Origin of the sequence: Amycolatopsis sp. SID8362 (assembly GCF_010550475.1) — a bacterium.
GTDB lineage: Bacteria > Actinomycetota > Actinomycetes > Mycobacteriales > Pseudonocardiaceae > Amycolatopsis > Amycolatopsis eburnea.
The window spans coordinates 1-23,889 of sequence record NZ_JAAGNB010001460.1 but is presented as its reverse complement, the minus strand read 5'-3'; the positions used below and the strand labels follow the sequence as shown (position 1 = coordinate 23,889).

The window sequence follows — 23,889 nt, the reverse complement described above, 5'->3', positions numbered from 1 at the left end:
CCGCCACCGCACAGCGCGGCCGCGCCGAGGCCGCCGCCGCGGCGGCGCAGCTCGTGGATCAGGTGCACGGCGAGCCGGGCCCCGGAGGCGCCGATCGGGTGGCCGAGCGCGATCGCGCCGCCGTTGACGTTGACCTTCTCCGGGTCGACGCCGAGCTTCTCGGTCGAGACGAGCCCGACCGCGGCGAAGGCCTCATTGATCTCGACGAGGTCGAGCGCTTCGGCGGTCAGCTTCTCCTTCGCCAGCGCGGCGAGGATGGCGTTCGACGGCTGCTCGTGCAGGCTCGCGTCCGGGCCGGCGACGACGCCGTGCGCGCCGATCTCGGCGAGCGGCGTGAGGCCGAGCTCCTCGGCCTTCGCCTTGCTGGCCACGATGACCGCGGCGGCGCCGTCGGAGATCTGCGAGGCCGAGCCCGCGGTGATGGTGCCGTCGGAAGCGAAGGCCGGGCGCAGCTTCGCGAGGCCCTCGGCGGTGGTGTCGGCGCGGACGCCCTCGTCGGTGTCGAAGACGACCGGGTCGCCCTTGCGCTGCGGGATGGCGACCGGCGCGATTTCGTCGGCGAAGTAGCCGTTCTTGATGGCTTCGGCGGCGCGCTGGTGGGAGCGGGCGGAGAACGCGTCCTGCTGCTCGCGGGTGACGCCGTAGCGGGAGTTGTACTTCTCCGTCGAGGAGCCCATGGCGACCTGGTCGAAGGCGCAGAACAGGCCGTCGTAGGCCATGTGGTCGACGAGCGTGGTGTCGCCGTACTTGAAGCCGGAGCGGGACTTCGGCAGCAGGTGCGGCGCCTGGGTCATCGACTCCTGGCCGCCGGCGACGACGAGGTCGAACTCGCCGGCCCGGATCAGCTGGTCGGCGAGCGCGATGGCGTCGAGGCCGGAGAGGCAGACCTTGTTGATCGTCAGCGCGGGCACGCTCATCGGGATGCCCGCGGCGACCGCGGCCTGGCGGGCCGGGATCTGGCCGGCGCCGGCGGTCAGCACCTGGCCCATGATCGTGTACTGGACCGCGTCCGGGGAGACCCCGGCGCGTTCGAGGGCCGCTTTGATCGCGAACCCGCCCAGCTGGGCTCCCGTGAAGTCCTTGAGGGAGCCGAGCAGGCGCCCGATCGGCGTACGGGCGGCACCCAGGATCACGGAACCGGACACGGCGTCCTCCAAGCATCGGCGCATGGGCAGTTTCGCCGACCATACCCGGGAGAAGGGCTTCTTGATGGAGCCAGTGTGAGGCGGGGCACGCGACGATTCCGCCTCGGCGCCGCACGAGGGCCCCCTATCCTGCCTCCATGAATGACGCCCTGCGGCCGTTCGTGACGGCCATCGACCACGTCGGCATCGCGGTCCCGGACCTGGACGCGGCCATCGAGTTCCACCGCGCGCACTTCGGCCTGGAGGTCGCGCACGAGGAGGTGAACGAGGAGCAGGGAGTGCGGGAGGCGATGCTGCGCGCGCCCGGTACGGCGGGCACGGAGACGCAGATCCAGCTGCTGGCCCCGCTGCGCGAAGACTCGGCGATCGGCAAGTTCCTGGCCAAGAGCGGCCCGGGCCTGCAGCAGCTGGCGTACCGCGTGTCCGATGTGGACGCCGCGGCGGCGGCCCTGCGCGAGCAGGGGCTGCGCCTGCTGTACGAGGCGGCCAAACGGGGCACGTCCAACAGCCGGGTGAACTTCGTCCACCCGAAGGACGCGGGCGGCGTCCTGGTGGAACTGGTGGAGCCGGCGAAGGACGGCGCCGCGCACTGAGCGGCGGAGCCGCACGCCCGTGACAACGCGGGCGAGCGGCCCTTGTCCCTCGGGGTCAAGCCGGCGCCGCCTTGGACGCGAGGGCGTCGGCGATGAAGGTCAGCTCGCCGTCGAACTCGGCGGGCAGGTCGTCGTCCGAGTGGCGGGCCGTCGCGTGGCGGTGGCTGACGGCGCGGGCGAGCAGGCCCGAGGCGCGCTCGACGTCGGCCGTTGGGAGGCCGCCGCCGGTGGCCGCCAATATCACCGCGCGGACCTGGCGGACCAGGACCTGGAAGCGCTCGTGGAGGGCGTCGCGGACGACGTGGTGGGTGTCGGCCTCGCGCCACAGCAGGTGCGAGAGCCCCAACGACCGGCTGAAGCGGTGGTCGAGTTCGCGGACGAGCCGCCGCAGGCTGCCCGCCAGGTCGCCGGGGACGACGACCACGGCCGGCTCGATGCGCTCGTCGGGCAGCCGCTCGACGAGCGCGGTGAGCAGGTCCGACTTGTGCCGGAAGTAGTAGTGCACCAGCCCCTTCGGCACCCCGGCCTGCTCGGCGATGCGAGAGGTCGGGGTGGCGTCGAAGCCGGACTCGGCGAAGAGCGCCTCGGCGGCGCAGAGGATGCGCTCCTTCGCCGAATCCTCGGTCATTCGTGCCTCCTACAGCGTCAGTGCTGACCGGCCGTGCGGTGCGCGGCGTTCGCGACCGGCATCGCTGCCGCGCCGGCGATGACCGTCAGCACCCCGGCGATCCAGGACGTCCAGGAAGCGCCGTTGAACTCGGTGTACCCCATCACCCACGGCGCGATGAACAGCAGTACGCCGAGCGCGATCTGGATGCCTTCGCCGTAGACCATGCCCGGCATGGCCAGCGAGACCAAGCCGTCGAGTGCGATCAAGGCGCCCAGGACGACCATCGTCCACATCGCGGTCGAGTCCGTGCTCAGCCAAAGGGGTGAAAGAGCGGCGACCACCCCGATGACGACCTCGGCCCAGTCGTGCGGCCGGGCCCATGCGCGCGTAGAGACTTCACTCATTCGTGCTCACCTCCGTCGGTGAAACTGCTGGTCGGGTGGGTGTACCCAGCGCCGATGATCCGCTTGACTGGCCAGCCGGTCAAGATAGCCCGGTCACAGTTCGAGGTGTAATCGTGCTGTCCGTCTCGTACCCTTGTGGGCGCGAGTTACCGGCGGGTAATTTACGCCGCCAACGCCACCCCCGGAGGACTTCAATGACGCAGCTCGGCGAGATCCAGCAGGCCATCCTGAACGGCGAGACCGCCGCGCTCGGCTCGATGCCCGTCCCCGAGAGCTACCGCGGGGTGACCGTGCACGCCAGCGAGGTCGACATGTTCGAGGGCCTCGACAGCCGGGACAAGGACCCGCGGAAGTCGCTGCACGTCGACGAGGTCGCGGTGCCCGAACTGGGTCCCGGCGAGGCGCTGGTCGCGGTGATGGCGAGCGCGATCAACTACAACACCGTGTGGACGTCGATCTTCGAGCCGATCCCCACGTTCAAGTTCCTCAAGAAGTACGGCAAGCTCTCGCCGCTGGCCAAGCGGCACGACCTGCCGTACCACGTCGTGGGGTCGGACCTGTCCGGTGTCGTGCTGCGCACCGGCGTCGGCGTGCACAACTGGAAGCCGGGCGACGAGGTGGTCGCGCACTGCCTGAACGTCGAGCTGGAGAGCCCGGACGGGCACAACGACACGATGCTCGACACCGAGCAGCGGATCTGGGGCTTCGAGACGAACTTCGGCGGGCTCGCCGAGATCGCGCTGGTCAAGGCCAACCAGCTGATGCCGAAGCCGGACCACCTGACCTGGGAGGAAGCCGCCTCCCCCGGGCTGGTCAACTCCACCGCCTACCGGCAGCTCGTCTCGCGCAACGGCGCGGACATGAAGCAGGGCGACGTCGTCCTGATCTGGGGCGCTTCGGGCGGCCTCGGCTCCTACGCGACGCAGTACGCGCTGAACGGCGGCGCGATCCCGGTGTGCGTCGTGTCCAGCCCGGAGAAGGCCGCGATCTGCCGCAAGCTGGGCGCCGAGCTGATCATCGACCGCAGCGCCGAGGGCTACAAGTTCTGGAAGAACGACACCGAGCAGGACCCGAAGGAGTGGCAACGCTTCGGCGCGAAGATCCGCGAGCTGACCGGCGGCGACGACCCGGACATCGTGTTCGAGCACCCGGGCCGGGAGACCTTCGGCGCGTCCGTCTACGCCGCGCGCAAGGGCGGCACGATCGTCACCTGCGCGTCGACCTCCGGGTACATGCACCAGTACGACAACCGCTACCTGTGGATGAACCTGAAGCGGATCATCGGCTCCCACTTCGCGAACTACCGCGAGTCCTGGGAGGCGAACCGGCTGATCGCGAAGGGTCTGATCCACCCGACGCTGTCCAAGACCTACCCGCTCGAGGAGACCGGGCAGGCCGCGCTGGACGTGCACCGCAACGCGCACCAGGGCAAGGTCGGCGTGCTCGCGCTCGCCCCGCAGGAGGGCCTCGGCGTCCGGGACGAAGAGAAGCGGGCGAAGCACATCGACGGGATCAACGCCTTCCGCGGCGCCTGAAACCGGTCGTACGCAGGCGATCCGCGGGCCGCGGGTCGCCTGCGTGCGGCAAGATCCTCTCGCCGCACCACGCCGCTCGTTCGGCGCACCGCACGGGTGCTCACCCTTCCGTGACCCGGCTGCGACTACGGTAGGCCCATGAGCCTTGGCGATGAACGGGAGCTTGTGCCGCTGGGAGCCGGCTTCGACGTGGCGAAGCGCGGGTACAGCCGAGCGCAGGTCGACGAGCACCTCGAGCGGCTGGACGGCGACCTCAAGATGCTCACCGCCGACCGGGACGCGGCCATCGCGCAGGCCGGCGACCTGGCGCGGCAGCTGGAGATCGCGCGCGGCGAGATCGCGGACCTGCGCGGGCAGGTCGACCGGCTCGCCCAGCCGCCGACGAGCGTCGAAGGCCTGTCCGAGCGGCTGCAGCGCATGCTGCGCCTGGCGCAGGACGAGTCCGCCGACACGCGCGCCCGCGCCGAGGCCGAGGCCGGTCACATCCGGGCCAAGGCCGAGACGGACGCGAGCGCCATGCGCGCCCGCTACGAGCAGCTGCTCACCGAGCTCGACCTGCGGCGCAAGGAGATGGAAGCCGAGCACCGCAAGGTCCTCGAGGACGCCCGCGCGCAGGCCAAGAAGATCACCGACGAGGCCGAGGCCGAGCGCAAGCGGCTGGACACCGAGTCCCAGGACCGCCGCACCAAGGTCGAAGAGGACTTCGAGATCGCGATGGCCTCGCGCCGCACCGAGGCGATGCGGGTGCTGGCCGAGCAGGAGGCGGCGAGCAAGGCCGAGGCCGCGCGCCGCGTCCAGGAGGCCACGCAGGACGCCGCCGACATCCGCGCGAAGGTCCTCGAAGAGGAGAAGGCCGCGAAGGCCGACATCGACCGCCGTCAGCGTGAGTCGGTGGCGGAGGCGAACAAGCGCCGCCAGGACTCGATCACCGAGGCCAACGCCCGGCTCGCGGAGGCCGCCGACGAGGCGCGCCGCCGCGTGACGACGGCAACTGACGAGTCGAACCGGCGGATCACCCAGGCCAACGAGCGGGTCGACGCGCTGCGCAAGGTCCGCGGCGGGCTGGCCGAGCAGGTCCGCGCGGCGCGGGCGGTGCTGGCCGAGGCGCACACCGTTCTCGGCGACGAGATCAAGGTGCCCGCGGAGGTCACGGCCGACCTGAAGGCCGCCGACCTGAAGCCGGAGCAGCCGGCGAACGGCACCGGGAAGACGACGCCCGTGGGCGACGTCGAGGAAACGATCCGGATCAAGGCGTCCGACGTGCCGAAGCCGAAGCCGGCCCCCAAGCCGGCGCCGAAGCCGACTCCGCGGGCGAGCGGAGCGCAGAAAGCGACTGGCGAGTAACCTTCCTCCCGACACGGGCGCGGACGAGCCTGCGCGGTCGCTGCCGACCGGTTATCGTCCCTGCTCACGCGGGATCACGTGGAGGTTTTGCGCATGGGTGCGGCATATCGGACCGTGGTGGTGGGCACGGACGGCTCGGAGTCTTCGTTCGCGGCGGTGGACCGCGCGGCGGCGGTGGCCGGCGACGCGGGCGCCACGCTCGTCATCGCGTGTGCGTACTACCCGGCCAGTCAGTCCGACGTCGACAAGGCCCAGGACGCCCTCGGTGAAGAGGCGTACCAGGTCGTCGGCTCGGCCCCGGCCGAAGACACCCTGCAGTCCGCGCGGGACCGGGCGGCGCGCGCGGGCGCGGAGAAGATCGACACGATCGCGGTGAAGGGCGACCCGGTCGACTCGCTGCGCAAGGTGGTCAAGGAGCGCGAGGCCGACCTGCTGGTCGTCGGCAACCGCGGGCTGAACACGATCGCCGGCCGGATCCTGGGCTCGGTGCCGTCCGAGGTGGCGCGCAAGTCGGGCGTGGACGTGCTCATCGTCCACACGACCTGAGCCCCGTGACCGAACCGAGCGAGGAGCTTCAGCAGCGGCTCGAACGCGTCCTGCTCGGCGGCAGGCGGAAGTACACCCGGCTCGAAGTGGCCGAGAAGGCCGGCGTGCCCGAGGAGCGGTCACGCCGGCTCTGGCGCGCGCTGGGCTTCGCGACGGTCCGCGACGACGAGGTGGTCTTCACCGACGCGGACGTCGAAGCCATGCGGACGGCCGACCAGCTGGTCGGCTCGGGGCTGATCGACCCGAGCATCGAGGTGTCGGTGACGCGCGCGCTCGGCCAGCACCTGTCGCGGCTGGCCGAGTGGCAGGTCGACATGCTGTGGGAGCTGATCCGGGAGCAGCCGGAGCTGGGCCGCAGCGAGCGCCAGGTGACCCGCCTGGTCGACCGCCTGCTGCCGGAGCTGGAGCAGGTGCAGAACTTCGTCTGGCGCCGCCACCTGGCGGCCTACGCCGGCCGGGCGTTCGCGGCGGCGGGCGACAACGTCGAGGCGCGCACGGAGGTCGTCGGCTTCGTCGACATGGTCGGCTATACGCGGCTGACCCGCCAGATCGACGAAGAGGAGCTGAGCCGCGTCCTGGACGCGTTCGAGACGCTGGCCACCGAGGTGATCGCCGAGCACCACGGCCGCGTGGTGAAGATGATCGGCGACGAGGTCCTGTTCGTCGCGGACTCGGCGGTCGACGCGGCGGAGATCGCCCTCACCCTGACCGAGCGCACCTCGGCGGACGACAGCCTCCCGGCAGTCCGCGCCGGCATGGCGTCCGGCCGCATCCTCTCCCGCTTCGGCGACGTCTACGGCTCGGTCGTCAACCTGGCGGCCCGCCTGACGTCGGTGGCCCGCCCGGACACGATCCTGGTCGACCGCGAACTGGCGTCGGACCTGGCGGACGAGAAGGCGTACGAACTCCGCCTCCGCCGCCCGGTGACGGTCAGGGGCTACAACCGCCTCCGCCCGGCCGCCCTGCGCCGCTCGAGCGAGGCCCCGACCGGCATGTTCGCCAGCTCCCAGCAACTGGCGGCGGAGATGCTGGGGCTGACGGACCCGAGCACCCGGGAACCGGCGCCGGAGGACACGCCACCCGAAGACCAGGTGACGGAGCCGAAGCCCCGGCGCCGCCGTCGCCGCGGCCGCTGATCAGGCGTCGAAGTCGACCGTGAGCTCCTCCGAGACCGGGTACGACTGGCACGTCAGCACGAACCCCGCCTCGACTTCGGCGTCCTCCAGCGCGAAGTTCCGCCGCAGGTCCACCTTGCCCTCGGTCACCCGCGCCCGGCACGTCCCGCAGACCCCGCCCTTGCAGGCGAACGGCAGGTCGGGCCGGAACTTCTGGGCGCCGTCCAGCACCGAAGACGACCGGGGCAGCGTCATCGTCGACGAGCGGCCGTCCAGGACCACGCGGACCTCGGACGACTCCCCCGCCACGGCCGGGTCGAGGTGGGTCACCGGCTCGGGTGGGGTGTCGACGTAGAACAGCTCCTGGTGGATGCGTGACCGCGGCACGTCCAGTGACGTCAGCAGCTCCTGGGCACCGGAAACCATCTCGAACGGGCCGCACAGCCACCAGTGGTCGACCGAGTCCACCGGCACCAGCGTGGAGAACAGTGCGCGCAGCTTCGGCACGTCCAGGCGGCCGGTGAACAGCTCCGCCTCGCGCGGCTCGCGCGAAAGCACGTGGATCAGCTCCAGGCGCGCGGGCGCGCGGTCCTTCAGGTCGGCCAGCTCGTCCGCGAACATCACCGTGTCCGTGCGGCGGTTGCCGTACAGCACCGTCACCGTCGCGTCCGGGGTGTCCAGCAACGACGCCACGATCGACAGCACCGGCGTGATGCCCGAGCCCGCCGCGATCAGGACGTGGTGCCCGCCCGACGACAGGTCCGGGGTGAACGAGCCCGTCGGCGTCGCCACCTCGATCGTGTCGCCCGGGCGGACCTCGTTGACCAGCCAGGACGAGAACAGGCCGTCCGGGACCAGGCGGACGCCCACCCGCGGGGCCGCTCCCGCCGGCGCGCAGATCGAGTACGAACGGCGCTCGTCGCGGCCGTCGACCGAACGCCGCAACGTCAGGGACTGGCCCGGTTTGAAGGCGAACTCCGAAGCCAGCGACGAAGGCACGTCGAACGTCACGGCGACCGCGTCGTCGCACAACCGCGAGACGCCCGCGACCTTCAGGGGATGGAACGCCACCTCAGATCTCCTTGACGTGCTCGAACGGCTCGGAACACGAACGGCAGCGCCACAAGGCCTTGCACGCCGTCGCGCCGAAGCGGGACTGCTCTTCCGTGTCGTCGGAACCGCACAGCGGGCAGGAAACCCGCGTGACCGGCGCCGACAGTGTCAGCGGGATCGGGCCCGACCGGCGCGGGGCGGCACCCGGGGGCGCGATGCCCGCCGCGGCCAGCTTCTGGCGCCCGGTAGGCGAAATCCAGTCCGACGTCCACGCCGGCGACAGCTGCGTCCGGATCTCGACGTCCGCGAAGCCCGCCGACACCAGCGCGTGCTCCAGGTCGTCGCGCATGGTGTCCATCGCCGGGCAGCCGGTGTACGTCGGCGTGATCGCCACGACCACGCGGCCCCCGGACTCGGACACCGAGCGCAGCACGCCCAGGTCCGCCAGGGTCAGCATCGGCAGCTCGGGGTCGGTGACCGTGGCCGCGACGGCCGCCGCGGTCACCATTTCGCGTCCGGCATCGCCCGGGCGACGCTCTGCAGCTCCGCCAGCAGGAACCCCATCTGCTCGGTGTGGACGCCGTCGCGGCCCGCCCGGCCCGAAACGCCGGCCAGTTCACCGGCGGTGGGCGAATCCAGCGTCGCCGCGGCCAGCGCCTGGTCCACCACCGCGTCGAACTCGGGCCGCAGCGAGGCCGCGTCCACGAGTTCCAGCGGGTGCGTGCGGAACAGCTCCCCGACGTACGGCCAGACCGCGTCGAGCCCCTCCTGCATCCGCGAACGCGACAGCGGCGTGCCGTCGCCGAGCCGGACCAGCCACTGCGCCGCGTAGTCGCGGTGGTAGGTCAGCTCCTTGACGCCCTTGTCCGCGATCGCGGCCAGCACCGGGTCCGCCGACGAGACCAGCCGCTGCAGCAGCGCCAGCCGCCACGTCGAGAACACGAACAGCCGCGCGATCAGGTGCCCGAAGTGACCGCCGCCCAGCTCGGCGAGCCGGACGTTGCGGAACTCGTTCTCCGCGCGCAGGAAGGCGAGCGAGTCCTCGGTGCGCGACGAACCGTCGGCCTTGCCGGCGCGGGCCAGCAGCAGCCGCGCCTGGCCGAGCAGGTCGAGGGCGATGTTGGCGAGCGCGACCTCGTCCTCCAGCTCGGGCGCGTTCGTGCACCACTCCTGCAGCCGGTGGGAGAAGATCAGCGCGTCGTCGCCCAGCATCAGGCAGTACGCGGCCAGCGCGGCACCGTCCACACCGGACGGCACCGAGGTGTCCACCCCGGACAGCGGGTCCTCGAAGCCGGTGCCGAACGCCCAGCGGGCGTCGTTCTCCTCGGTCAGCGACTCGTAGACGTTGTCGAAACTCATATGTGCGGCACCTCCTCGGGGATGTCGTAGAACGTCGGGTGCCGGTACACCTTGTCGCCGCTGGGCGCGAAGAACGGGTCCTTCTCGTCCGGCGACGACGCCGTGATGTCCGACGCCTTCACGACCCAGATCGACACGCCCTCGTTGCGGCGGGTGTAGAGGTCACGCGCGTGGTGCAGCGCCATCTCGTCGTCGGCCGCGTGCAGCGACCCGACGTGCACGTGGTTCAGCCCGCGCTTGCCGCGGACGAACACCTCGTACAACGGCCAGTCGTGTTTCATCGCGAACCCTTCTTCTCCGCGTGCGCCACAGCGGCTTCCCGCACCCACGCACCCTCCTCGTGCGCGCGGCGCCGGTGCGCGATCCGCGACGCGTTGCACGGGCCGTTGCCCTTGAGCACGTTCTTGAACTCGTCCCAGTCGACCGCGCCGAAGTCGTAGTGCCCACGCTCGGCGTTCCACTTGAGATCCGGGTCCGGGAACGTCACGCCCAGCGCCTCGGCCTGCGGGATCGACATGTCCACGAACCGCTGCCGCAGCTCGTCGTTGGTGTGGCGCTTGACCTTCCACGCCATCGACTGCGCGGTGTTCGGCGAATCGGCGTCCGGCGGGCCGAACATCATCAGCGACGGCCACCACCAGCGGTTCACGGCCTCCTGGACCATCTCCCGCTGCTGCTCGGTGCCCTTCATCATCGTCATCAGCAGCTCGAAACCCTGCCGCTGGTGGAACGACTCCTCCTTGCAGATCCGGATCATCGCCCGCGCGTACGGCCCGTACGACGACCGGCACAGCGGCACCTGGTTGCAGATCGCCGCGCCGTCGACCAGCCAGCCGATCACGCCGACGTCGGCGAAGGTCAGCGTCGGGTAGTTGAAGATCGACGAGTACTTCTGCCTGCCCGTGATGAGCTTGTCGGTCAGGTCCGCCCGGTCCGCACCCAGCGTCGCCGCCGCCGAGTACAGGTAGAGGCCGTGGCCGGCTTCGTCCTGCACCTTCGCCAGCAGGATCGCCTTGCGCCGCAACGACGGCGCCCGCGTGATCCAGTTGCCCTCCGGCTGCATCCCGATGATCTCCGAGTGCGCGTGCTGCGCGATCTGCCGGATCATCGTCTTGCGGTAGCCCTCGGGCACCCAGTCGCGCGGCTCGATGCGCTGGTCCCGTTCGATCGTCGCCTCGAAGTGTTCTTCCAGCGATGCCACAGCGGTCACGGCTGCTCCTTCGACACGAGGGTGAGGACGTCGTACTTGGCCACGGACTCGCCCTCGGCGTTGGTCACGTCGGCATCCCAGCGGACCTCGCCGTACTCCTGGTCGATCCGCGGGGTGATCTGCTTGGCGGTCAACGTGACCGTCAGCGAGTCGCCGACCTTGACCGGGGTGAGGAACCGCAAGTTCTCCAGGCCGTAGTTGGCCAGCACCGGGCCGGGCTCCGGCGAGACGAACAGGCCCGCGGCGAACGACACGACCAGGTAGCCGTGCGCGACGATCCCGCCGAACAGCGGGTTCGCGGCCGCCGCCTCGGGGTCGGTGTGGGCGTAGAACGTGTCGCCGGTGAACTCGGCGAAGTGGTCGACGTCCTCCTGGGACACCACCCGCGGCCCGGCGGTCACCGAGTCGCCGATGCGCAGCTCCGCCAGGGACTTGCGGAACGGGTGCACGTCGCCCTCGGTCCGCGGCGCGCCGGTCACCCAGCGGCCGGTCACCGACGAGAGGACCGCGGGTGAACCCTGCACGGCGGTGCGCTGCATGTGGTGCAGCACGCCGCGGATGCCGCCCATCTCCTCGCCGCCACCCGCGCGGCCGGGGCCGCCGTGGACCAGCTGCGGCATCGGCGAGCCGTGCCCGGTGGACTCCTTCGCGTCCTCGGCGTCCAGCACCAGCAGCCGGCCGTGGAACGGCGCCGCGCCCAGCACGACCTCGCGCACGAACTCCTTGTCCGCGCTGACCACCGACCCGGCCAGGCTGCCGCCGCCGCGCGCGGCGAACTCGACGACCTGCTCGGTGGACGTGTACGGCATCAGCGTCGAGACCGGGCCGAACGCCTCGACCTCGTGCGGCTCGGCGCGCTCCGGGTCGGCCTTGAGCAGCACCGGGGAGATGAACGCGCCGCGCTCGGCGTCGGCGTCGATCACGTCGACCTGCTCCGGGTCGCCGAACACGACGCTGCCGGCGTCCAGCAACGCCTTCAGCGAGCGCCGGACCTCCTCGCGCTGCTCCAGGCTCGCCAGCGCGCCCATCCGGACACCCTCGGCGGCCGGGTTGCCGACGGTCACCTTCGCGAGCCGCTCCGAAGCCGCCGCGGCGACGTCGTCCAGCAGCGAAGCCGGGACGAACGCACGGCGGATCGCGGTGCACTTCTGGCCCGCCTTGACCGTCATCTCCGTGGTCAGCTGCTTGACGAACAGGTCGAACTCGGTGGTCCCGCGCACCGCGTCCGGGCCCAGGATCGAGCAGTTCAGCGAGTCGGCCTCGGCGTTGAACCGGACGGCGTTGCGGATGATCGCCGGGTGCGCGCGCAGCTTCTGGGCGGTGGACGCGGAGCCGGTGAACGACACCAGGTCCTGCGCGGTGACGTGGTCGAGCAGGTCGCCGACGCTGCCGGCGACGAACTGCAGCGAGCCCTCGGGCAGGATCCCCGACTCGATGATCAGCTCGACCAGCCGCGCGGTCAGGTACGCCGTCGAGCTGGCCGGCTTGACCAGGCTCGGGACACCGGCCAGGAACGCGGGCGCGAACTTCTCCAGCGGACCCCAGACGGGGAAGTTGAACGCGTTGATCTGCACCGCCACACCCCGCAGCGGCGTCGCGATGTGCTGGGCGACGAACGTGCCCCCACGCGACAGCGGCTCGACGGCGCCCTCGACGTAGACCGTGTCGTTCGGCAGCTCGCGCTTGCCCTTCGAGCCGTAGCTGAACAGGACGCCGATGCCGCCGTCGATGTCGAACTTCGAGTCGCCCAGCGTGGCGCCGGTGCGCGCGGACAGCGCGTACAGCTCCTCGCGGTGTTCGCGCAGGTGCGACGCCAGCGCCTTCAGCAGGGCCGCGCGCTGGTGGAAGGTCAGCTCCCGCAGCGCCGGGCCGCCGACGCGGCGGCCGTACGCCAGCGCGCCCGCGAAGTCGACGCCCTTCGACGAGATGCGGGCGACCTCCTCGCCGGTGGCGGCGTCGTGCAGCGGAACGCCCTCGTCCGCCGCCGTGTGCCACTCCCCGGAGACGTAGCTGCGCAGCAATGCCATCAGGTCCGACCTCTCCCGCCGAATTACCTACCGGACGTTCAGTAATTGCCATGGTAGCCGCTGCCGCTGGAGATCGGAAGGGGCGGCGCTTGACACGGCCCCGGGCACTGCCTTTACTGAGCGGCACCGCGAGGTGACCGTCCATTCGGTCAGTCTGGAGTGACAGCGCATGACCAACGCCGCGCACACCATGTTCGCCGCCGACGAGGCGTCGCGCGCGCTGGGCATCGAACTCGTCGAAGCGAGCGAAGGCCGGGCCGTGGCGACCATGACGATCACCCGCGCGATGGTCAACGGCCACGACATCGCCCACGGCGGGTACGTCTTCCTGCTCGCCGACACCGCGTTCGCCTGCGCGTGCAACACGCACGGCCCGGTGACGGTCGCCGCGGGCGCCGAGATCTCCTTCGTCGCGGCCGGCCGGCTGGGCGACCACCTGGTCGCCACGGCCACCGAGCGCACCCGCTACGGCCGCAACGGCATCTACGACGTCACCGTGCACCGGGAGACCCCCGGCGGGCCCGAGGTCGTCGCCGAATTCCGCGGCCGCAGCCGCGCCATCTCCGCGAAACGGGACTGACCATGATCGAGACGGACATCGGCGCGGACGAGCTGGCCGCCCTCCAGCTGGAGCGCCTGCAGTGGACGCTCCGGCACGCGTACGCGAACGTGCCCGCCTACACGCGCAAGTTCGACGAGGCGGGCGTCCACCCGGACGACTGCAAGGAGCTCGCCGACCTGGCGAAGTTCCCCTTCACGACCAAGCAGGACCTTCGCGAGAACTACCCGTTCGGGATGTTCGCCGTGCCGCAGGAGCAGGTCCGCCGCATCCACGCCTCCAGCGGCACCACCGGCAAGGCCACCGTCGTCGGGTACACCGAGCAGGACATCGACACCTGGGCGACGGTGATGGCCCGCTCGATCCACGCGGCGGGCGGGCGTCCGGGCCACAAGGTGCACGTCGCCTACGGCTACGGCCTGTTCACCGGCGGCCTCGGCGCGCACTACGGCGCCGAAAAGCTCGGCTGCACGGTGATCCCGGCCTCGGGCGGCATGACCGCGCGGCAGGTGCAGCTCATCACCGACTTCAAGCCCGAGATCATCATGGTCACGCCGTCGTACATGCTGACGCTGCTCGACGAGTTCGAGCGCCAGGGCGTCGACCCGAAGGCCAGTTCGCTCAAGGTGGGCATCTTCGGCGCCGAGCCGTGGACCGAGCAGATGCGCGCGGAGATCGAGGAGCGGTTCGCGCTCGACGCCGTCGACATCTACGGATTGTCCGAGGTGATGGGACCGGGCGTCGCGCAGGAGTGCGTCGAGACGAAGGACGGCCTGCACATCTGGGAGGACCACTTCTACCCCGAGGTGATCGACCCGTACTCCGAGGAGGTCCTCGGCAGCGGGGAAACCGGTGAGCTGCTGTTCACGTCGCTGACCAAGCAGGCGCTGCCGATCATCCGCTACCGCACCCGCGACCTCACCGCGTTGCGCCCCGGCACCGCCCGGCCGGCGTTCCGGCGGATGGACAAGGTCACCGGCCGCACCGACGACCTCATCATCCTGCGCGGGGTCAACGTCTTCCCGACGCAGATCGAGGAGATCGTGCTGCGGACGCCGGCGCTGAGCCCGCACTTCCAGCTGGTGCGGTCCACGCGCGGGCGCCTCGACCACCTGACGGTGGTGGTCGAGGCGCGCCACGACGCTTCCCCCGCGGACCGGGACGCGGCCGCCGCTTCGCTGGTCAGCGGCGTCAAGGACGGCGTCGGGGTCACCGTGTCGGTGGACGTCGTCGACCCGGACACCCTCGAGCGGTCGATGGGCAAGATGCGGCGCATCGTCGACCAGCGGGAGAAGCCGTGACCGCACCCCGCCGCGGGCGCCCCGGCTACGACCTCGAATCACTGCTGCGGGTGGCGGTGAAGCTGTTCAACGAACGCGGCTACGACGGCACGAGCATGGAGGACCTCTCCCGCAAGCTCGGCATCACGAAGTCCGCGATCTACCACCACGTGCCCAGCAAGGAGGAGCTGCTGCGGCTGTCGGTGGACCGGGCACTGGACGGCCTGTTCGCCGTCGCCGCGGAAGCGACGGCGCTGGACGGCCGCGCGATCGACCGGCTGGAGCACCTCGTCCGCGGCAGCGTCCTGGTCCTCGCCGACCGGCTCCCGTTCGTCACGCTGCTGCTGCGCGTGCGGGGCAACACGAAGGTGGAGCGGGCGGCGCTGACCCGGCGGCGCGAGTTCGACCGCCTGGTGACGGACCTGGTGAAGCAGGCGGCGGCGGAGGGCGACATCCGCCCGGACGTCGATCCCGCGGTGACCGCCCGGCTCGTCTTCGGCATGGTCAACTCGCTGATCGAGTGGTACCGCCCCCGGCGGGGCTCCTCGGCCGAGGAGGTCGCGGACGCGGTGTGCAAGGTGGCGTTCGAAGGCCTGCGCACCGCGTCTTGAGCCCGGCCGCTCAGGTGCGGTCGTGGAGGGTGATCCGGTAGCCGTCGGGGTCGGCGAAGGTGAACGTCCGGCCGAAGGGGCCGTCGATCGGCGCGGCCACGATGGGGTGCCCGTCGGCGACCAGCGCGTCGTGGATGGCCTGGACGTCGGTGGCGTGCAGCCAGATCGCGGCACCGATGCCCGGCTGCGCGACCGAGTCGAGGTCGGTGCCCGGGACGATGTCGCGGAGCGCGAAGGCGATCGGCTTCGTCTCGAAGACGACGGCGTGCGGCGGCCCGGCCGGCGAGCGGACGAGGCCGAGGTACTTCTCGTAGAACGCCTGCGAAGCGTCGAGGTCGCGCGCCTGCAGCGAGACGAAGTCGGGTCCGGTGGCGGGCATGGTGTGACTCCTTCTTTTCGTGTCAGTCTTCTGACACGCTGAACTGTATGTCAGAATACTGACATGAGTCAAGACGGGGTCGACCTGAAGACGTCGCTGGGCTACCTGCTGAAGGAGGCGTCGAGCACGCTGCGCGCGGCGATGGAGGAGGTGCTGCGGCCGCTCGGGATGAGCGTGACGCACTACTCCTGCCTCGAACTGCTGGCCCAGCGGCCCGGCCTGTCGAACTCCGAGCTGGCGCGGGGCGCGTTCGTGACCCGGCAGACGATGAACGTGCTGCTCCAGGCCCTGGAACGGGACGGCTACGTGACGCGGCCCGCGGAGGCGCCCGTCGGGAAGGCCCTCCCCACCCGGCTCACGCCCCGTGGACGGCGGAGCCTGGAGAAGGCGACCGCGGCGGTCCGGGCCGTGGAGGTCAGGATGCTGGCCGGGATGACCGAGGCCGAGCAGGAGGCCGCGTTCCGCAGCCTGCAGAGCATGATCCGTTCCCTGCGCGACGGCGACGCGTAGCCGTCACTCCCCCGTGGTCTGCGGCGGACGGCCCGCCTGCCAGAGCAGTGCCTCGCGCAGCTGCTCGATCAGCCGTTCGTCGTCCGCTTCGGACGGGTCGACGCCGAGCGGGATCCACTGCTCGGAGACCTTCTCGCCCTCGTCGTAGCCGGTGATCACGATGCCGGAGTAGGACAGCGAGGCCTCGTCGGCGCAGTCGCCGTCCGGTGGCGGCTCCTCGACCTCGAAGCCTTCCTCGAAGCTGACGTGGCGATGCTGCAGGCGGACGCTCACCCAGCGTCCGGCCGGCCGGATCGGCGCGTCTTCTTCGGTCATCTGCTCCTGCCCCCGGGTCGCGGGTCCCTGCCGTCTCGTCGCATCCGGACGCCGGGGAGTTACCAGCGGGTCGTTCCGGTTGCGTAACGACAAATGTTGGCGTGAAACACCCCCGGCCCGCCACCGGAGCCACCCCTCTTGACAGCAGGTCAACTGCTTGTTGACAGGGTGCCGATCCCCCGCGAGGCTGAGCGGATGACCAGTGGGACCCGGCCGCGGCGGCGCCGCCTCGAACCGGCCGAACGGCGGGCGGAGATCCTCGCCGCCGCCCGGCACCTGTTCGGGGCGGGCAGCTACGCGTCGGTGTCCACTTCGGACATCGCCGAGGCGGCCGGGGTGGCGCGCCCGCTGATCAACCACTACTTCGGCGGGAAGCGCGAGCTCTACCTGGAAGTCGTGCGGCAGCTGATGATCGTGCCCGCGCCGGTCACCGAAGCGTTGCCGGACACCACGATGGAGCAGCGGCTGGCGATCGGCGTCGAACGCTGGATCGAGGTCGTGGACCGCAACCGCGACGCGTGGCTGACCGTCATCGGGCCGGAGTCGGCCGGGCGCGACCCCGAGATCGAGCGGATCATGCTGGAGGCCGACGAGATCGCCGCCGACCGCGTCCTGGAGGCCGCGCTGATGAGCGGCGTGACCGAAGGCCGCGAAGAGCTGCGCGCGATGATCCGCTCGTTCGGCGGGATGCTGCGGGCGGCGTCGCGCGAATGGCTGATCCGCGGCACGCTCGACCGCGCGGCCCTGCGCACCTTCCTCACCGATTCGATCCTGAACCTGCTGAAGGTGACCTACCCGGCGGCGCTTGCCGAGCGGCGCGGAACCGGCGGGCGAACGCCGCCGGCGTCATCCCGGTCCAGCGCTTGAACGCGTAGATGAAACTGGAGGCCTCGGCGTACCCGAGCCGGTAGGCGACGTCCTCGACCGACAGCACGCCGGTGTCGAGCAGCTCCTCGGCCAGCGTGTGGCGGACTTCGTCGACCAGCGCCCGGTAGCTCGTGCCCGCCTCGGTCAGGCGGCGGCGCAGTGTGCGCGTGCTGAGCGTGAGCTGGCGGGCGATCTCGTCCATCCCGGCGTCGACGCCGCCGAGGCGGACCAGGCGTTCCCGGACCTGCTGCGAGATGCCCGAGCGCTCCCGCCGCCGCGCGACGAGCGCCTCGCACTGCGCCGCGCACAGGGCGACGGTCTGGTCGTTGGCCTGCGGCAGCGGCAGCGTCAGCAGCGCCGGGTCGAGCGTCGCGCGGCACGCTTCGGCATCGAAGCGGGGGCGCACGCCGAACGTCGTCACGTAGGCGTCCACCGCGGCCGCGGAGTGCCGGAAGCTCAGGTCGTCGAGCGCGATCTCCGGCAGCAGGTCGCGCATGACCGTGAAGATGGCGGCCAGGTCGCGCAGCACGAGGAACCGGGCGACGTCGGCGGGGACGCGGGTTTCGTCGAGCTCCAGCGTCAGGCGGTCGCTCTCGAGCGTGACGCGGGGGATGCAGAACGCGAAGCTGAGGTCGAAGTAGCGCAGCGCGAACAGCATCGCGTCGCGCAGCGTCGGGCTGCTGATGCAGGCGAAGCCGAAGATCCCGAAGGTGGTGACGCGGTAGCGGCTGCCGAGTTCGAGCGCCGTCGCGTCCGAACCGTCGAGTTCCACCAGCGCGCGGACGACGGCGAGCTCCTGACGCGCGTCGACCTGGACACCCGCGTCGGTGAGCAGCTCCGGTGACAGCGACGTCGCGGCGAGCAGCTTTCCCGCGGCCAGCCCGCGCTCGGCGGCGAACCGGGTCATCAGCTCGATGCTGGCGGTGCCGCGCGGGAAGTCCCAGTCCCCGACCGCGGGGGCGGCGAGCTCGGCCATGGCCGGAAGTATGGATCACGGGCTTTCGGCGTGCAATCGAGGACCGGAACCGTCCGGGGTGATCGTTAGGGTGAGCGGCGTGGAGACCTTGAGCCGACGGGCCTTGAACCGGGCGACGCTGGAGCGGCAGCTGCTGCTCCGCCGCGCGAAGCTGTCCGCGCTGGAAGCGATCGAGCACCTGGCCGGGCTCCAGGCGCAGGCGCCGTTCCCGCCGTACTACGCGCTGTGGCCGCGGCTGCACGGCTTCCGGCCAGCGGAGCTTTCGGAGCTGCTGGAGAGCAGGCAGGTGGTCCGGATCGCGCTGATGCGCGGCACGGTCCACCTGGTGACGGCGGCGGACGCGCTGGCGTGGCGGCCGGTGGTCCAGGTGCTCTACGAGCGCGACCTCAAGACGAACACCCAGCACTCGGGCCCGCTGGCGGCCCTGGACCACGACGAGGTCGCCGCGGCGGCGCGTGAGCTGCTTGGACGCTCGCCGTTGTCGAGCACGGCGCTGGGCGCGGAGCTGGCCCGGCGCTGGGACGTCCCGGCGGCGTCCCTGACCCACCTCGCGCGGGGCCGGCTGCCCCTGGTGCAGACCCCGCCGCGGGCGATCTGGGGCAAGGCCGGGCAGACGACGTACGCGTGCCTGGAGGACTGGGTCGGCTCGCCGCTCTCGCCGCCTTCGCCCGCTTCGCTGATCTCGCGCTACCTGCGCGCGTTCGGCCCGGCGTCGGTGGCGGACGTCCAGGCGTGGGCGGGCATCACCCGGCTCGGCGAGGTGGCCGCGTCGATGGACCTGCGGCGCTACCGCGACCCGGACGGGCGCGAGCTGCTCGACCTGCCGGAGCTGTCCGTGCCGGACCCCGACGTGCCGTCCCCGCCGCGGCTGCTGGGGCCGTTCGACCAGATGATCCTGTCGTACGCCGACCGCACGCGGGTGATCTCCGACGAGTACCGCAAGCGGGTGATCACGCAGAACGGGCTGGTGAAGGGAACGCTGCTGGTGGGCGGGTTCGTGCGCGGGTTCTGGGAGATCAAGACGGCGAAGAAGGCGGCGATGGTGGAGCTGTCGCCGTTCGAGAAGCTGCCGAAGCGGGACCTGGCGGCGCTGGAGAGCGCGGCCGGGCAGCTGATGAGCTGGGCGGAGCCGGGCGCGGAGACGCAGGAGGTGCGGGTCAACGACCCCGCGTGAACCGTGGCCGGAAATCTCGATCGGGTGACCGATCGTGTCCTGTTGTCACAGCCCCTCGGTGCGTAGCTTTTCCCGCATGAGTAGTTCGGCGAAGGGGCCGTCGGTGCTGATCGTGGGCACCGGGTTCGGCGGCATCGGGACGGCGATCGAACTGAAGCGCGCCGGGTTCACCGGCTTCACGATCCTGGAGAGCGCGGCCGAGGCCGGCGGGGTCTGGCGCGACAACACCTACCCGGGCGCCGCCTGCGACATCCCGTCGCCGCTGTACTCCTTCTCCTTCGAGCCCAACCCGCGGTGGCCGAAGCGGTTCTCGCACCAGCCGGACATCCTCGCCTACCTGCGCGGCGTCATCGCCAAGTACGGGCTCGAGCCGCACATCCGGTACCGGACCGAAGTCACCTCGGCCACCTTCGACGAAGCGCGCGGCCTCTGGCGCGTCGAGACGCAGGACGGCGAGACGTACGAGGCGAACGTCTTCGTCCCCGCCGTCGGGCAGCTGTCGCGGCCCGTGCTGCCGGACATCCCGGGCCGCGAGACCTTCGCCGGCGACGCCTTCCACTCCGCGCGCTGGGACCACGGCGTCGAGCTGACCGGCAAGCGCGTCGCCGTGATCGGGACCGGGGCCAGCGCCGTGCAGTTCGTGCCCGAGCTGCGCAAGCACGCCCAGCACGTCACGGTCTTCCAGCGCACGCCGCCGTACGTCATGGCGAAGTCCGATCCGACCTACCGGCGGTGGCAGCACTGGCTGTTCGAGCACCTGCCACCCACGCAGCTGCTCGGCCGGCTGCGGATCTTCCTGCTCGCCGAGTACGCGACCTACGCCATGACCAAGCACCCGGTGCTGGCCAAGATGTTCGAGCTGCGGACCGCGCAGCTGCGGCGCCGCCACATCAAGGACCGGGAGCTGCGCGCGAAGCTGACGCCGTCCTATCCCCTGGGCTGCAAGCGGATCCTCTTCACCAACGAGTACCTGCCCGCGCTGGCCCAGCCGAATGTCGACGTCGAAACGCGGCGGATCACCGGGATCACCGAGAAGGGCGTGCGGGTCGAGGACGGGACCGAGGTCGAAGCGGACGTCCTGGTCTACGGCACGGGGTTCGCCGCGACGGAGTTCCTCGGCCGGATGGACGTGCGCGGCCTCGGCGGGCGGTCCCTGCGGGAGGAGTGGTCGGGCGGCGCGCGGGCCTACCTCGGCATGGCCGTGCCCGGGTTCCCGAACCTGTTCTGCGTCTACGGGCCCAACACCAACCTCGGCGCCGGGTCGATCATCTACATGATCGAGCGCCAGGCCCGTTACATCCGGCAGGCGGTCGAGCGGCTGGCCCGGCCCGGCGTGTCCTATTTGGACGTGCTGCCCGAGGTCGAGCGGCGTTACGACGACGAAGTGCAGAAGCGGCTGGGCCACAGTGTGTGGAGCGCCTGCACGAGCTGGTACCGCCAGGCCGACGGCCGCGTCACGACCAACTGGCCCGGCCTGGTCACCGAATACGACCGCCGGACCCGGCGGCTCGATCCCGCGGACTACCGGGTGGTGGCGTGATGGACTACGACGTCCTCGTGATCGGCTCGGGGTTCGGCGGCAGCGTGACGGCGTTGCGGCTGACCGAGAAAGGCTACCGCGTCGGCGTGCTGGAAACCGGCCGCCGGTTCGCCGACGACGAGTTCGCCAAGACGTCGTGGCGGCTGCGGAAGTACCTGTGGGCGCCCGCGCTGGGCTGTTTCGGCATCCAGCGGCTGACGCTGCTGAAGAACACCTTCGTGATGAGCGGCTCCGGCGTCGGCGGCGGTTCGCTGGTGTACGCGAACACGCTGTACGAGCCCCCGGACAAGTTCTACGAAGACCCGCAGTGGGCGCACATCACGGACTGGAAGGCCGAGCTGGCGCCGTACTACGACCAGGCGAAGCGGATGCTCGGCGTGGTCGAAAACCCGGCGACGACGGCCGCGGACCGGGTCCTGGCCGAGGTGGCCGACGACATGGGCATCGGCCACACCTACCGGCGGACCCCGGTCGGCGTCTACTTCGGACAGTCCGGGGTGGACCCGTTCTTCGGCGGTGCCGGGCCGGCGCGGCAGTCGTGCACGCTGTGCGGCGAATGCATGACCGGCTGCCGGGTCGGGGCGAAGAACACGACCGTCAAGAACTACCTCTACCTGGCCGAACAGGCGGGCGCGGTGGTCCACCCGCTGACGACGGCGGTGTCGGTGCGGCCGGTCGACGGCGGGTACGCGGTGGACACCGTGCGCACCGGCCGCCGCTCGCGCCGGACGTTCACCGCGCGGCAGGTGGTGTTCTCCGCGGCGGCTCGGCACGCAACGGCTGCTGCACCGCCTGCGCGACAACGGAACCCTGCCGCGCGTCTCGCCGCGGCTGGGACTGCTGGCGCGGACGAACTCCGAGGCCGTGCTGGCGGCGCGGTCGCTGCGGAAGGACACGGACTACACGCGCGGCGTCGCGATCACGTCGTCGATCCACCCGGACGAGGTGACGCACGTGGAGCCGGTGCGGTACGGGCGCGGCAGCAACGTGATGGGCCTGATGGCGACGGTCCTGGTGGACGGCTCACCGGGCCGTCGCCGCTGGGTGCTGGGCCTGCGGGAGCTGTGGCGGCGGCGCCGTGACCTCCTGCGGATCCACAACCCCCGGCACTGGTCGGAGCGGATGATCGGGCTGCTGGTGATGCAGACGCTCGACAACTCCGTGACGACTTACACGAAACGCGGCCTGTTCGGCCGCCGGATGACGACCCGCCAGGGCGCGGGCGCGCCGTCGCCGGAGTGGATCCCGGCGGGCCACGAGGTGACCCGCCGGGTGGCGGAGAAGATCGGCGGCCTCCCGCAGGGCGCGTGGACCGACATGCTGAACATCCCGATCACCGGCCACTTCATCGGCGGCTGCACGATCGGCGACTCCCCGGAGACGGGCGTGGTCGACCCGTACCAGCGGCTGTACGGCCACCCGGGCCTGCACGTGGTGGACGGCTCGGCGATCACGGCGAACCTGGGCGTGAACCCGTCCCTGACGATCACGGCCCAGGCGGAGCGGGCGATGGCGTTCTGGCCCAACAAGGGCGAGGCCGACCCCAGGCCGGAGCTGGGCGCGAAGTACCGGCGGGTGGCGGCGGTGGCACCGAAGAACCCGGTGGTGCCTTCGGACGCACCGGGCGCGCTGCGGTTGCCGGTGGTGGAGCGGTGATCAGCGGCCCCACGTGGCCGGGCCGCTCGAGGTGATCAGGACCCGCTGGGCCACGAACCGGATGAGGTCGAGGTCGTGGGCGAGCAGGAGGTCCGCGAGCTGTACGCGGACGGCATGGTGCGGATCACGGTCACGCCCTCCTGGGCGAAGCTGATCGACTTCCAAACGACCCTGCCCAGCGCGGTGGAAGAGCTGCTCCGCCGCAAGAACGGCTAACCCGCCGCCAGTTCCGCCGCCACCGAGACGTACGCGCGGATCGCTTCGTTCTCCTCCGACGCGCGCCACACCGGGACCGCGAGCATCGGCGGGATGTCCACTACCGGGATCACCTTCAACCCCGGGAACGGGTAGCGCTCCAGCAGCGACACCACCGAGATGTGCAGGCCGATGCCGCGCGCCACCAGGGAAAGCATGTCCTCGGCGCCGATGCGGGTGCGGCCGATCAGGCGGGGGATGTCCTCCTCGGTGCGCGGGATCGGGCGGCCGGACGGCGTGACCGGCGGGGCCCACAGGTCGCGGGCCACCGGGTGGAGCGCCTTGCCCGGGTCGAGCAGGCGGTGGTCCGCGAGGTCCTCCAGGCTGACCGTCTCGCGCGAGGCGAGCGGGTGGTCGTCGCGCAGCAGGAGGCCGCGGGGCACGGTCAGCAGCGCCGGGCCGGTGCGCAGGTTCGGTTGCGCGAACGAGCGCGTGTCGCCGCCCGGGGACCAGTGCAGCACCAGGTCGAGGTCGCCCTCGGCGAGCAGGTCCGTTTCGTCCCAGCGCCGGCCGATCCGGGTCGGGGTCAGGGTGACGCGGCACGCCGGGTGGCGGCGTTCGAACTCCGTCGTCACGCGGGTAACCAGGTCACCGCCGAGGCTCGCCACGTAGCCCACGCGCAGGCGGCCGCCGATGCGCCGCTCGGCCGTGCGGGTTTCGGTGAAGATGGCCGCCAGCTCCGCCACGCCCGCGCGGGCGCCGGTGCGCAGCCGCTCCCCCAGCTCCGTCAGCCGGACGCCGCCTTCGCCGGACACCACCAGCGCGCCGCCGATCTCGGCTTCCAGCTCGCCGATCTCCTTCTCCAGCGCGTCGGCCGTGCTGCGGA

25 protein-coding genes and 2 pseudogenes are annotated in these 23,889 nt (G+C 71.4%); 14 read left to right on the top strand and 13 right to left on the bottom strand.

Annotated features, from left to right (window positions below; translation table 11 throughout):
• On the bottom strand, positions 1-1,145 hold a 1,145-nt coding region (locus G3I65_RS44665), incomplete at its 3' end, for an acetyl-CoA C-acetyltransferase (RefSeq protein ID WP_160701465.1).
• Positions 1,146-1,282: 137 nt separating this feature from the next.
• On the opposite strand from G3I65_RS44665, the gene mce reads away from it, so the two are divergent.
• Positions 1,283-1,738 (top strand): methylmalonyl-CoA epimerase, encoded by a 456-nt coding sequence (gene mce / locus G3I65_RS44660; protein ID WP_086863568.1) that lies wholly within the window; start codon positions 1,283-1,285, stop codon positions 1,736-1,738.
• 55 nt (positions 1,739-1,793) lie between these two features.
• Here mce and G3I65_RS44655 read toward each other — a convergent pair whose 3' ends face one another.
• Together G3I65_RS44655 and G3I65_RS44650 are read right to left on the bottom strand one after the other, a co-directional pair.
• Positions 1,794-2,366, bottom strand: coding sequence for a TetR/AcrR family transcriptional regulator (locus tag G3I65_RS44655; protein ID WP_160701464.1), 573 nt, complete (start codon positions 2,364-2,366; stop codon positions 1,794-1,796).
• Positions 2,367-2,383: 17 nt separating this feature from the next.
• Entirely contained in the window at positions 2,384-2,752 is a 369-nt protein-coding gene (locus G3I65_RS44650) for an SPW repeat protein (protein WP_158641271.1), read from the bottom strand.
• A 194-nt stretch (positions 2,753-2,946) separates the two neighbouring features.
• On the opposite strand from G3I65_RS44650, the gene ccrA reads away from it, so the two are divergent.
• From ccrA to G3I65_RS44630, 4 genes are all read left to right on the top strand, one after another.
• Positions 2,947-4,287 (top strand): crotonyl-CoA carboxylase/reductase, encoded by a 1,341-nt coding sequence (ccrA, locus tag G3I65_RS44645; RefSeq protein WP_160701463.1) that lies wholly within the window; start codon positions 2,947-2,949, stop codon positions 4,285-4,287.
• Between the two features lie 138 nt (positions 4,288-4,425).
• The gene (locus G3I65_RS44640) at positions 4,426-5,631 is read left to right on the top strand and encodes a chromosome segregation protein (RefSeq protein WP_166641369.1); all 1,206 of its coding nucleotides are present in this window, start codon (positions 4,426-4,428) and stop codon (positions 5,629-5,631) included.
• Between the two features lie 93 nt (positions 5,632-5,724).
• Positions 5,725-6,177 carry a universal stress protein gene (locus tag G3I65_RS44635; RefSeq protein WP_086863564.1) on the top strand — a complete coding sequence of 151 codons (453 nt, stop codon included), beginning with the start codon at positions 5,725-5,727 and terminating at the stop codon, positions 6,175-6,177.
• Between the two features lie 5 nt (positions 6,178-6,182).
• On the top strand, positions 6,183-7,313 hold the full coding sequence (locus tag G3I65_RS44630) for an adenylate/guanylate cyclase domain-containing protein (RefSeq protein WP_160701462.1): 1,131 nt from the start codon (positions 6,183-6,185) through the stop codon (positions 7,311-7,313).
• Here the strand turns inward: G3I65_RS44630 and paaE are convergent, their stop codons facing one another.
• From paaE to paaZ, 6 genes are read right to left on the bottom strand one after another with little or no spacing between them, the layout of a single operon-like run.
• A complete protein-coding gene (gene paaE / locus G3I65_RS44625) occupies positions 7,314-8,363 on the bottom strand; it encodes a 1,2-phenylacetyl-CoA epoxidase subunit PaaE (RefSeq protein WP_160701461.1) in 1,050 nt (349 codons plus the stop codon).
• 1 nt (position 8,364) lies between these two features.
• Positions 8,365-8,853, bottom strand: a complete 489-nt coding sequence (gene paaD, locus G3I65_RS44620; RefSeq protein ID WP_160701460.1) for a 1,2-phenylacetyl-CoA epoxidase subunit PaaD — start codon at positions 8,851-8,853, stop codon at positions 8,365-8,367.
• The gene (gene paaC / locus G3I65_RS44615) at positions 8,847-9,704 is read right to left on the bottom strand and encodes a 1,2-phenylacetyl-CoA epoxidase subunit PaaC (RefSeq protein WP_160701459.1); all 858 of its coding nucleotides are present in this window, start codon (positions 9,702-9,704) and stop codon (positions 8,847-8,849) included. Before paaC ends, paaD begins: the two co-directional genes overlap by 7 nt.
• A complete protein-coding gene (gene paaB / locus G3I65_RS44610) occupies positions 9,701-9,985 on the bottom strand; it encodes a 1,2-phenylacetyl-CoA epoxidase subunit PaaB (protein ID WP_160701458.1) in 285 nt (94 codons plus the stop codon). Before paaB ends, paaC begins: the two co-directional genes overlap by 4 nt.
• Positions 9,982-10,914, bottom strand: coding sequence for a 1,2-phenylacetyl-CoA epoxidase subunit PaaA (gene paaA, locus G3I65_RS44605; RefSeq protein ID WP_160701457.1), 933 nt, complete (start codon positions 10,912-10,914; stop codon positions 9,982-9,984). Before paaA ends, paaB begins: the two co-directional genes overlap by 4 nt.
• The gene (paaZ, locus tag G3I65_RS44600) at positions 10,911-12,941 is read right to left on the bottom strand and encodes a phenylacetic acid degradation bifunctional protein PaaZ (protein ID WP_160701456.1); all 2,031 of its coding nucleotides are present in this window, start codon (positions 12,939-12,941) and stop codon (positions 10,911-10,913) included. Before paaZ ends, paaA begins: the two co-directional genes overlap by 4 nt.
• A 169-nt stretch (positions 12,942-13,110) precedes the next feature.
• Here paaZ and paaI point away from each other — a divergent pair, with 169 nt between their 5' ends.
• Genes paaI through G3I65_RS44585 form a run of 3 tightly spaced genes read left to right on the top strand, consistent with a single transcriptional unit; the run spans position 13,111 to position 15,391 of the window.
• Positions 13,111-13,521: a hydroxyphenylacetyl-CoA thioesterase PaaI gene (gene paaI / locus G3I65_RS44595; RefSeq protein ID WP_160701455.1), complete on the top strand. Its 411-nt coding sequence runs from the start codon at positions 13,111-13,113 to the stop codon at positions 13,519-13,521.
• A 2-nt stretch (positions 13,522-13,523) separates the two neighbouring features.
• Complete coding sequence (gene paaK / locus G3I65_RS44590; protein ID WP_160701454.1) at positions 13,524-14,801, top strand: phenylacetate--CoA ligase PaaK; 1,278 nt, start codon at positions 13,524-13,526, stop codon at positions 14,799-14,801.
• Positions 14,798-15,391 carry a TetR/AcrR family transcriptional regulator gene (locus G3I65_RS44585; protein WP_160701453.1) on the top strand — a complete coding sequence of 198 codons (594 nt, stop codon included), beginning with the start codon at positions 14,798-14,800 and terminating at the stop codon, positions 15,389-15,391. The genes paaK and G3I65_RS44585 overlap by 4 nt, the downstream gene beginning before the upstream one ends.
• Positions 15,392-15,401: 10 nt before the next feature.
• On the opposite strand, the gene G3I65_RS44580 is transcribed toward G3I65_RS44585, so the two are convergent.
• Entirely contained in the window at positions 15,402-15,770 is a 369-nt protein-coding gene (locus tag G3I65_RS44580) for a VOC family protein (RefSeq protein ID WP_160701452.1), read from the bottom strand.
• Positions 15,771-15,833: 63 nt separating this feature from the next.
• Here G3I65_RS44580 and G3I65_RS44575 point away from each other — a divergent pair, with 63 nt between their 5' ends.
• On the top strand, positions 15,834-16,280 hold the full coding sequence (locus tag G3I65_RS44575; RefSeq protein WP_160701451.1) for a MarR family winged helix-turn-helix transcriptional regulator: 447 nt from the start codon (positions 15,834-15,836) through the stop codon (positions 16,278-16,280).
• Positions 16,281-16,283: 3 nt separating this feature from the next.
• On the opposite strand, the gene G3I65_RS44570 is transcribed toward G3I65_RS44575, so the two are convergent.
• Positions 16,284-16,595 (bottom strand): hypothetical protein, encoded by a 312-nt coding sequence (locus G3I65_RS44570; protein ID WP_160701450.1) that lies wholly within the window; start codon positions 16,593-16,595, stop codon positions 16,284-16,286.
• Between the two features lie 195 nt (positions 16,596-16,790).
• On the opposite strand from G3I65_RS44570, the gene G3I65_RS44565 reads away from it, so the two are divergent.
• Positions 16,791-17,462: a TetR/AcrR family transcriptional regulator gene (locus tag G3I65_RS44565; protein ID WP_160701449.1), complete on the top strand. Its 672-nt coding sequence runs from the start codon at positions 16,791-16,793 to the stop codon at positions 17,460-17,462.
• On the opposite strand, the gene G3I65_RS44560 is transcribed toward G3I65_RS44565, so the two are convergent.
• Entirely contained in the window at positions 17,353-18,438 is a 1,086-nt protein-coding gene (locus G3I65_RS44560; RefSeq protein WP_160701448.1) for an AraC family transcriptional regulator, read from the bottom strand. The genes G3I65_RS44565 and G3I65_RS44560 overlap by 110 nt on opposite strands.
• A gap of 79 nt (positions 18,439-18,517) precedes the next feature.
• Between G3I65_RS44560 and G3I65_RS44555 the strand changes: the two genes are divergently transcribed.
• The 4 genes and pseudogenes from G3I65_RS44555 to G3I65_RS44540 all read left to right on the top strand — a co-directional run.
• Entirely contained in the window at positions 18,518-19,612 is a 1,095-nt protein-coding gene (locus tag G3I65_RS44555; RefSeq protein WP_160701447.1) for a winged helix DNA-binding domain-containing protein, read from the top strand.
• 76 nt (positions 19,613-19,688) lie between these two features.
• The gene (locus G3I65_RS44550) at positions 19,689-21,152 is read left to right on the top strand and encodes an NAD(P)/FAD-dependent oxidoreductase (RefSeq protein ID WP_160701446.1); all 1,464 of its coding nucleotides are present in this window, start codon (positions 19,689-19,691) and stop codon (positions 21,150-21,152) included.
• Positions 21,152-22,808 (top strand): annotated as a pseudogene (locus G3I65_RS44545) (GMC oxidoreductase). Before G3I65_RS44550 ends, G3I65_RS44545 begins: the two are co-directional and overlap by 1 nt.
• A 78-nt stretch (positions 22,809-22,886) precedes the next feature.
• A pseudogene (locus tag G3I65_RS44540) lies at positions 22,887-23,024 on the top strand (pyridoxamine 5-phosphate oxidase); the annotation flags it as partial.
• Here the strand turns inward: G3I65_RS44540 and G3I65_RS44535 are convergent.
• The coding region (locus G3I65_RS44535) for a LysR substrate-binding domain-containing protein (protein ID WP_160701445.1) at positions 23,021-23,889 on the bottom strand (869 nt) is incomplete at its 5' end. The pseudogene G3I65_RS44540 and the gene G3I65_RS44535 overlap by 4 nt on opposite strands.

What these genes read in the sequence shown, in the direction of transcription:
- G3I65_RS44550 (WP_160701446.1), top strand. Translation starts at nt 19,689, where the DNA reads ATGAGTAGTTCGGCGAAGGGGCCGTCGGTGCTGATCGTGGGCACCGGG.
- G3I65_RS44580 (WP_160701452.1), bottom strand. Translation starts at nt 15,770, where the DNA reads ATGCCCGCCACCGGACCCGACTTCGTCTCGCTGCAGGCGCGCGACCTC.
- ccrA (WP_160701463.1), top strand. Translation starts at nt 2,947, where the DNA reads ATGACGCAGCTCGGCGAGATCCAGCAGGCCATCCTGAACGGCGAGACC.
- paaZ (WP_160701456.1), bottom strand. Translation starts at nt 12,941, where the DNA reads ATGGCATTGCTGCGCAGCTACGTCTCCGGGGAGTGGCACACGGCGGCG.
- paaK (WP_160701454.1), top strand. Translation starts at nt 13,524, where the DNA reads ATGATCGAGACGGACATCGGCGCGGACGAGCTGGCCGCCCTCCAGCTG.
- G3I65_RS44560 (WP_160701448.1), bottom strand. Translation starts at nt 18,438, where the DNA reads ATGGCCGAGCTCGCCGCCCCCGCGGTCGGGGACTGGGACTTCCCGCGC.
- G3I65_RS44570 (WP_160701450.1), bottom strand. Translation starts at nt 16,595, where the DNA reads ATGACCGAAGAAGACGCGCCGATCCGGCCGGCCGGACGCTGGGTGAGC.
- paaC (WP_160701459.1), bottom strand. Translation starts at nt 9,704, where the DNA reads ATGAGTTTCGACAACGTCTACGAGTCGCTGACCGAGGAGAACGACGCC.
- G3I65_RS44640 (WP_166641369.1), top strand. Translation starts at nt 4,426, where the DNA reads ATGAGCCTTGGCGATGAACGGGAGCTTGTGCCGCTGGGAGCCGGCTTC.
- G3I65_RS44565 (WP_160701449.1), top strand. Translation starts at nt 16,791, where the DNA reads ATGACCAGTGGGACCCGGCCGCGGCGGCGCCGCCTCGAACCGGCCGAA.
- paaB (WP_160701458.1), bottom strand. Translation starts at nt 9,985, where the DNA reads ATGAAACACGACTGGCCGTTGTACGAGGTGTTCGTCCGCGGCAAGCGC.
- paaI (WP_160701455.1), top strand. Translation starts at nt 13,111, where the DNA reads ATGACCAACGCCGCGCACACCATGTTCGCCGCCGACGAGGCGTCGCGC.
- G3I65_RS44650 (WP_158641271.1), bottom strand. Translation starts at nt 2,752, where the DNA reads ATGAGTGAAGTCTCTACGCGCGCATGGGCCCGGCCGCACGACTGGGCC.
- G3I65_RS44635 (WP_086863564.1), top strand. Translation starts at nt 5,725, where the DNA reads ATGGGTGCGGCATATCGGACCGTGGTGGTGGGCACGGACGGCTCGGAG.
- G3I65_RS44575 (WP_160701451.1), top strand. Translation starts at nt 15,834, where the DNA reads ATGAGTCAAGACGGGGTCGACCTGAAGACGTCGCTGGGCTACCTGCTG.
- G3I65_RS44655 (WP_160701464.1), bottom strand. Translation starts at nt 2,366, where the DNA reads ATGACCGAGGATTCGGCGAAGGAGCGCATCCTCTGCGCCGCCGAGGCG.
- mce (WP_086863568.1), top strand. Translation starts at nt 1,283, where the DNA reads ATGAATGACGCCCTGCGGCCGTTCGTGACGGCCATCGACCACGTCGGC.
- paaD (WP_160701460.1), bottom strand. Translation starts at nt 8,853, where the DNA reads ATGGTGACCGCGGCGGCCGTCGCGGCCACGGTCACCGACCCCGAGCTG.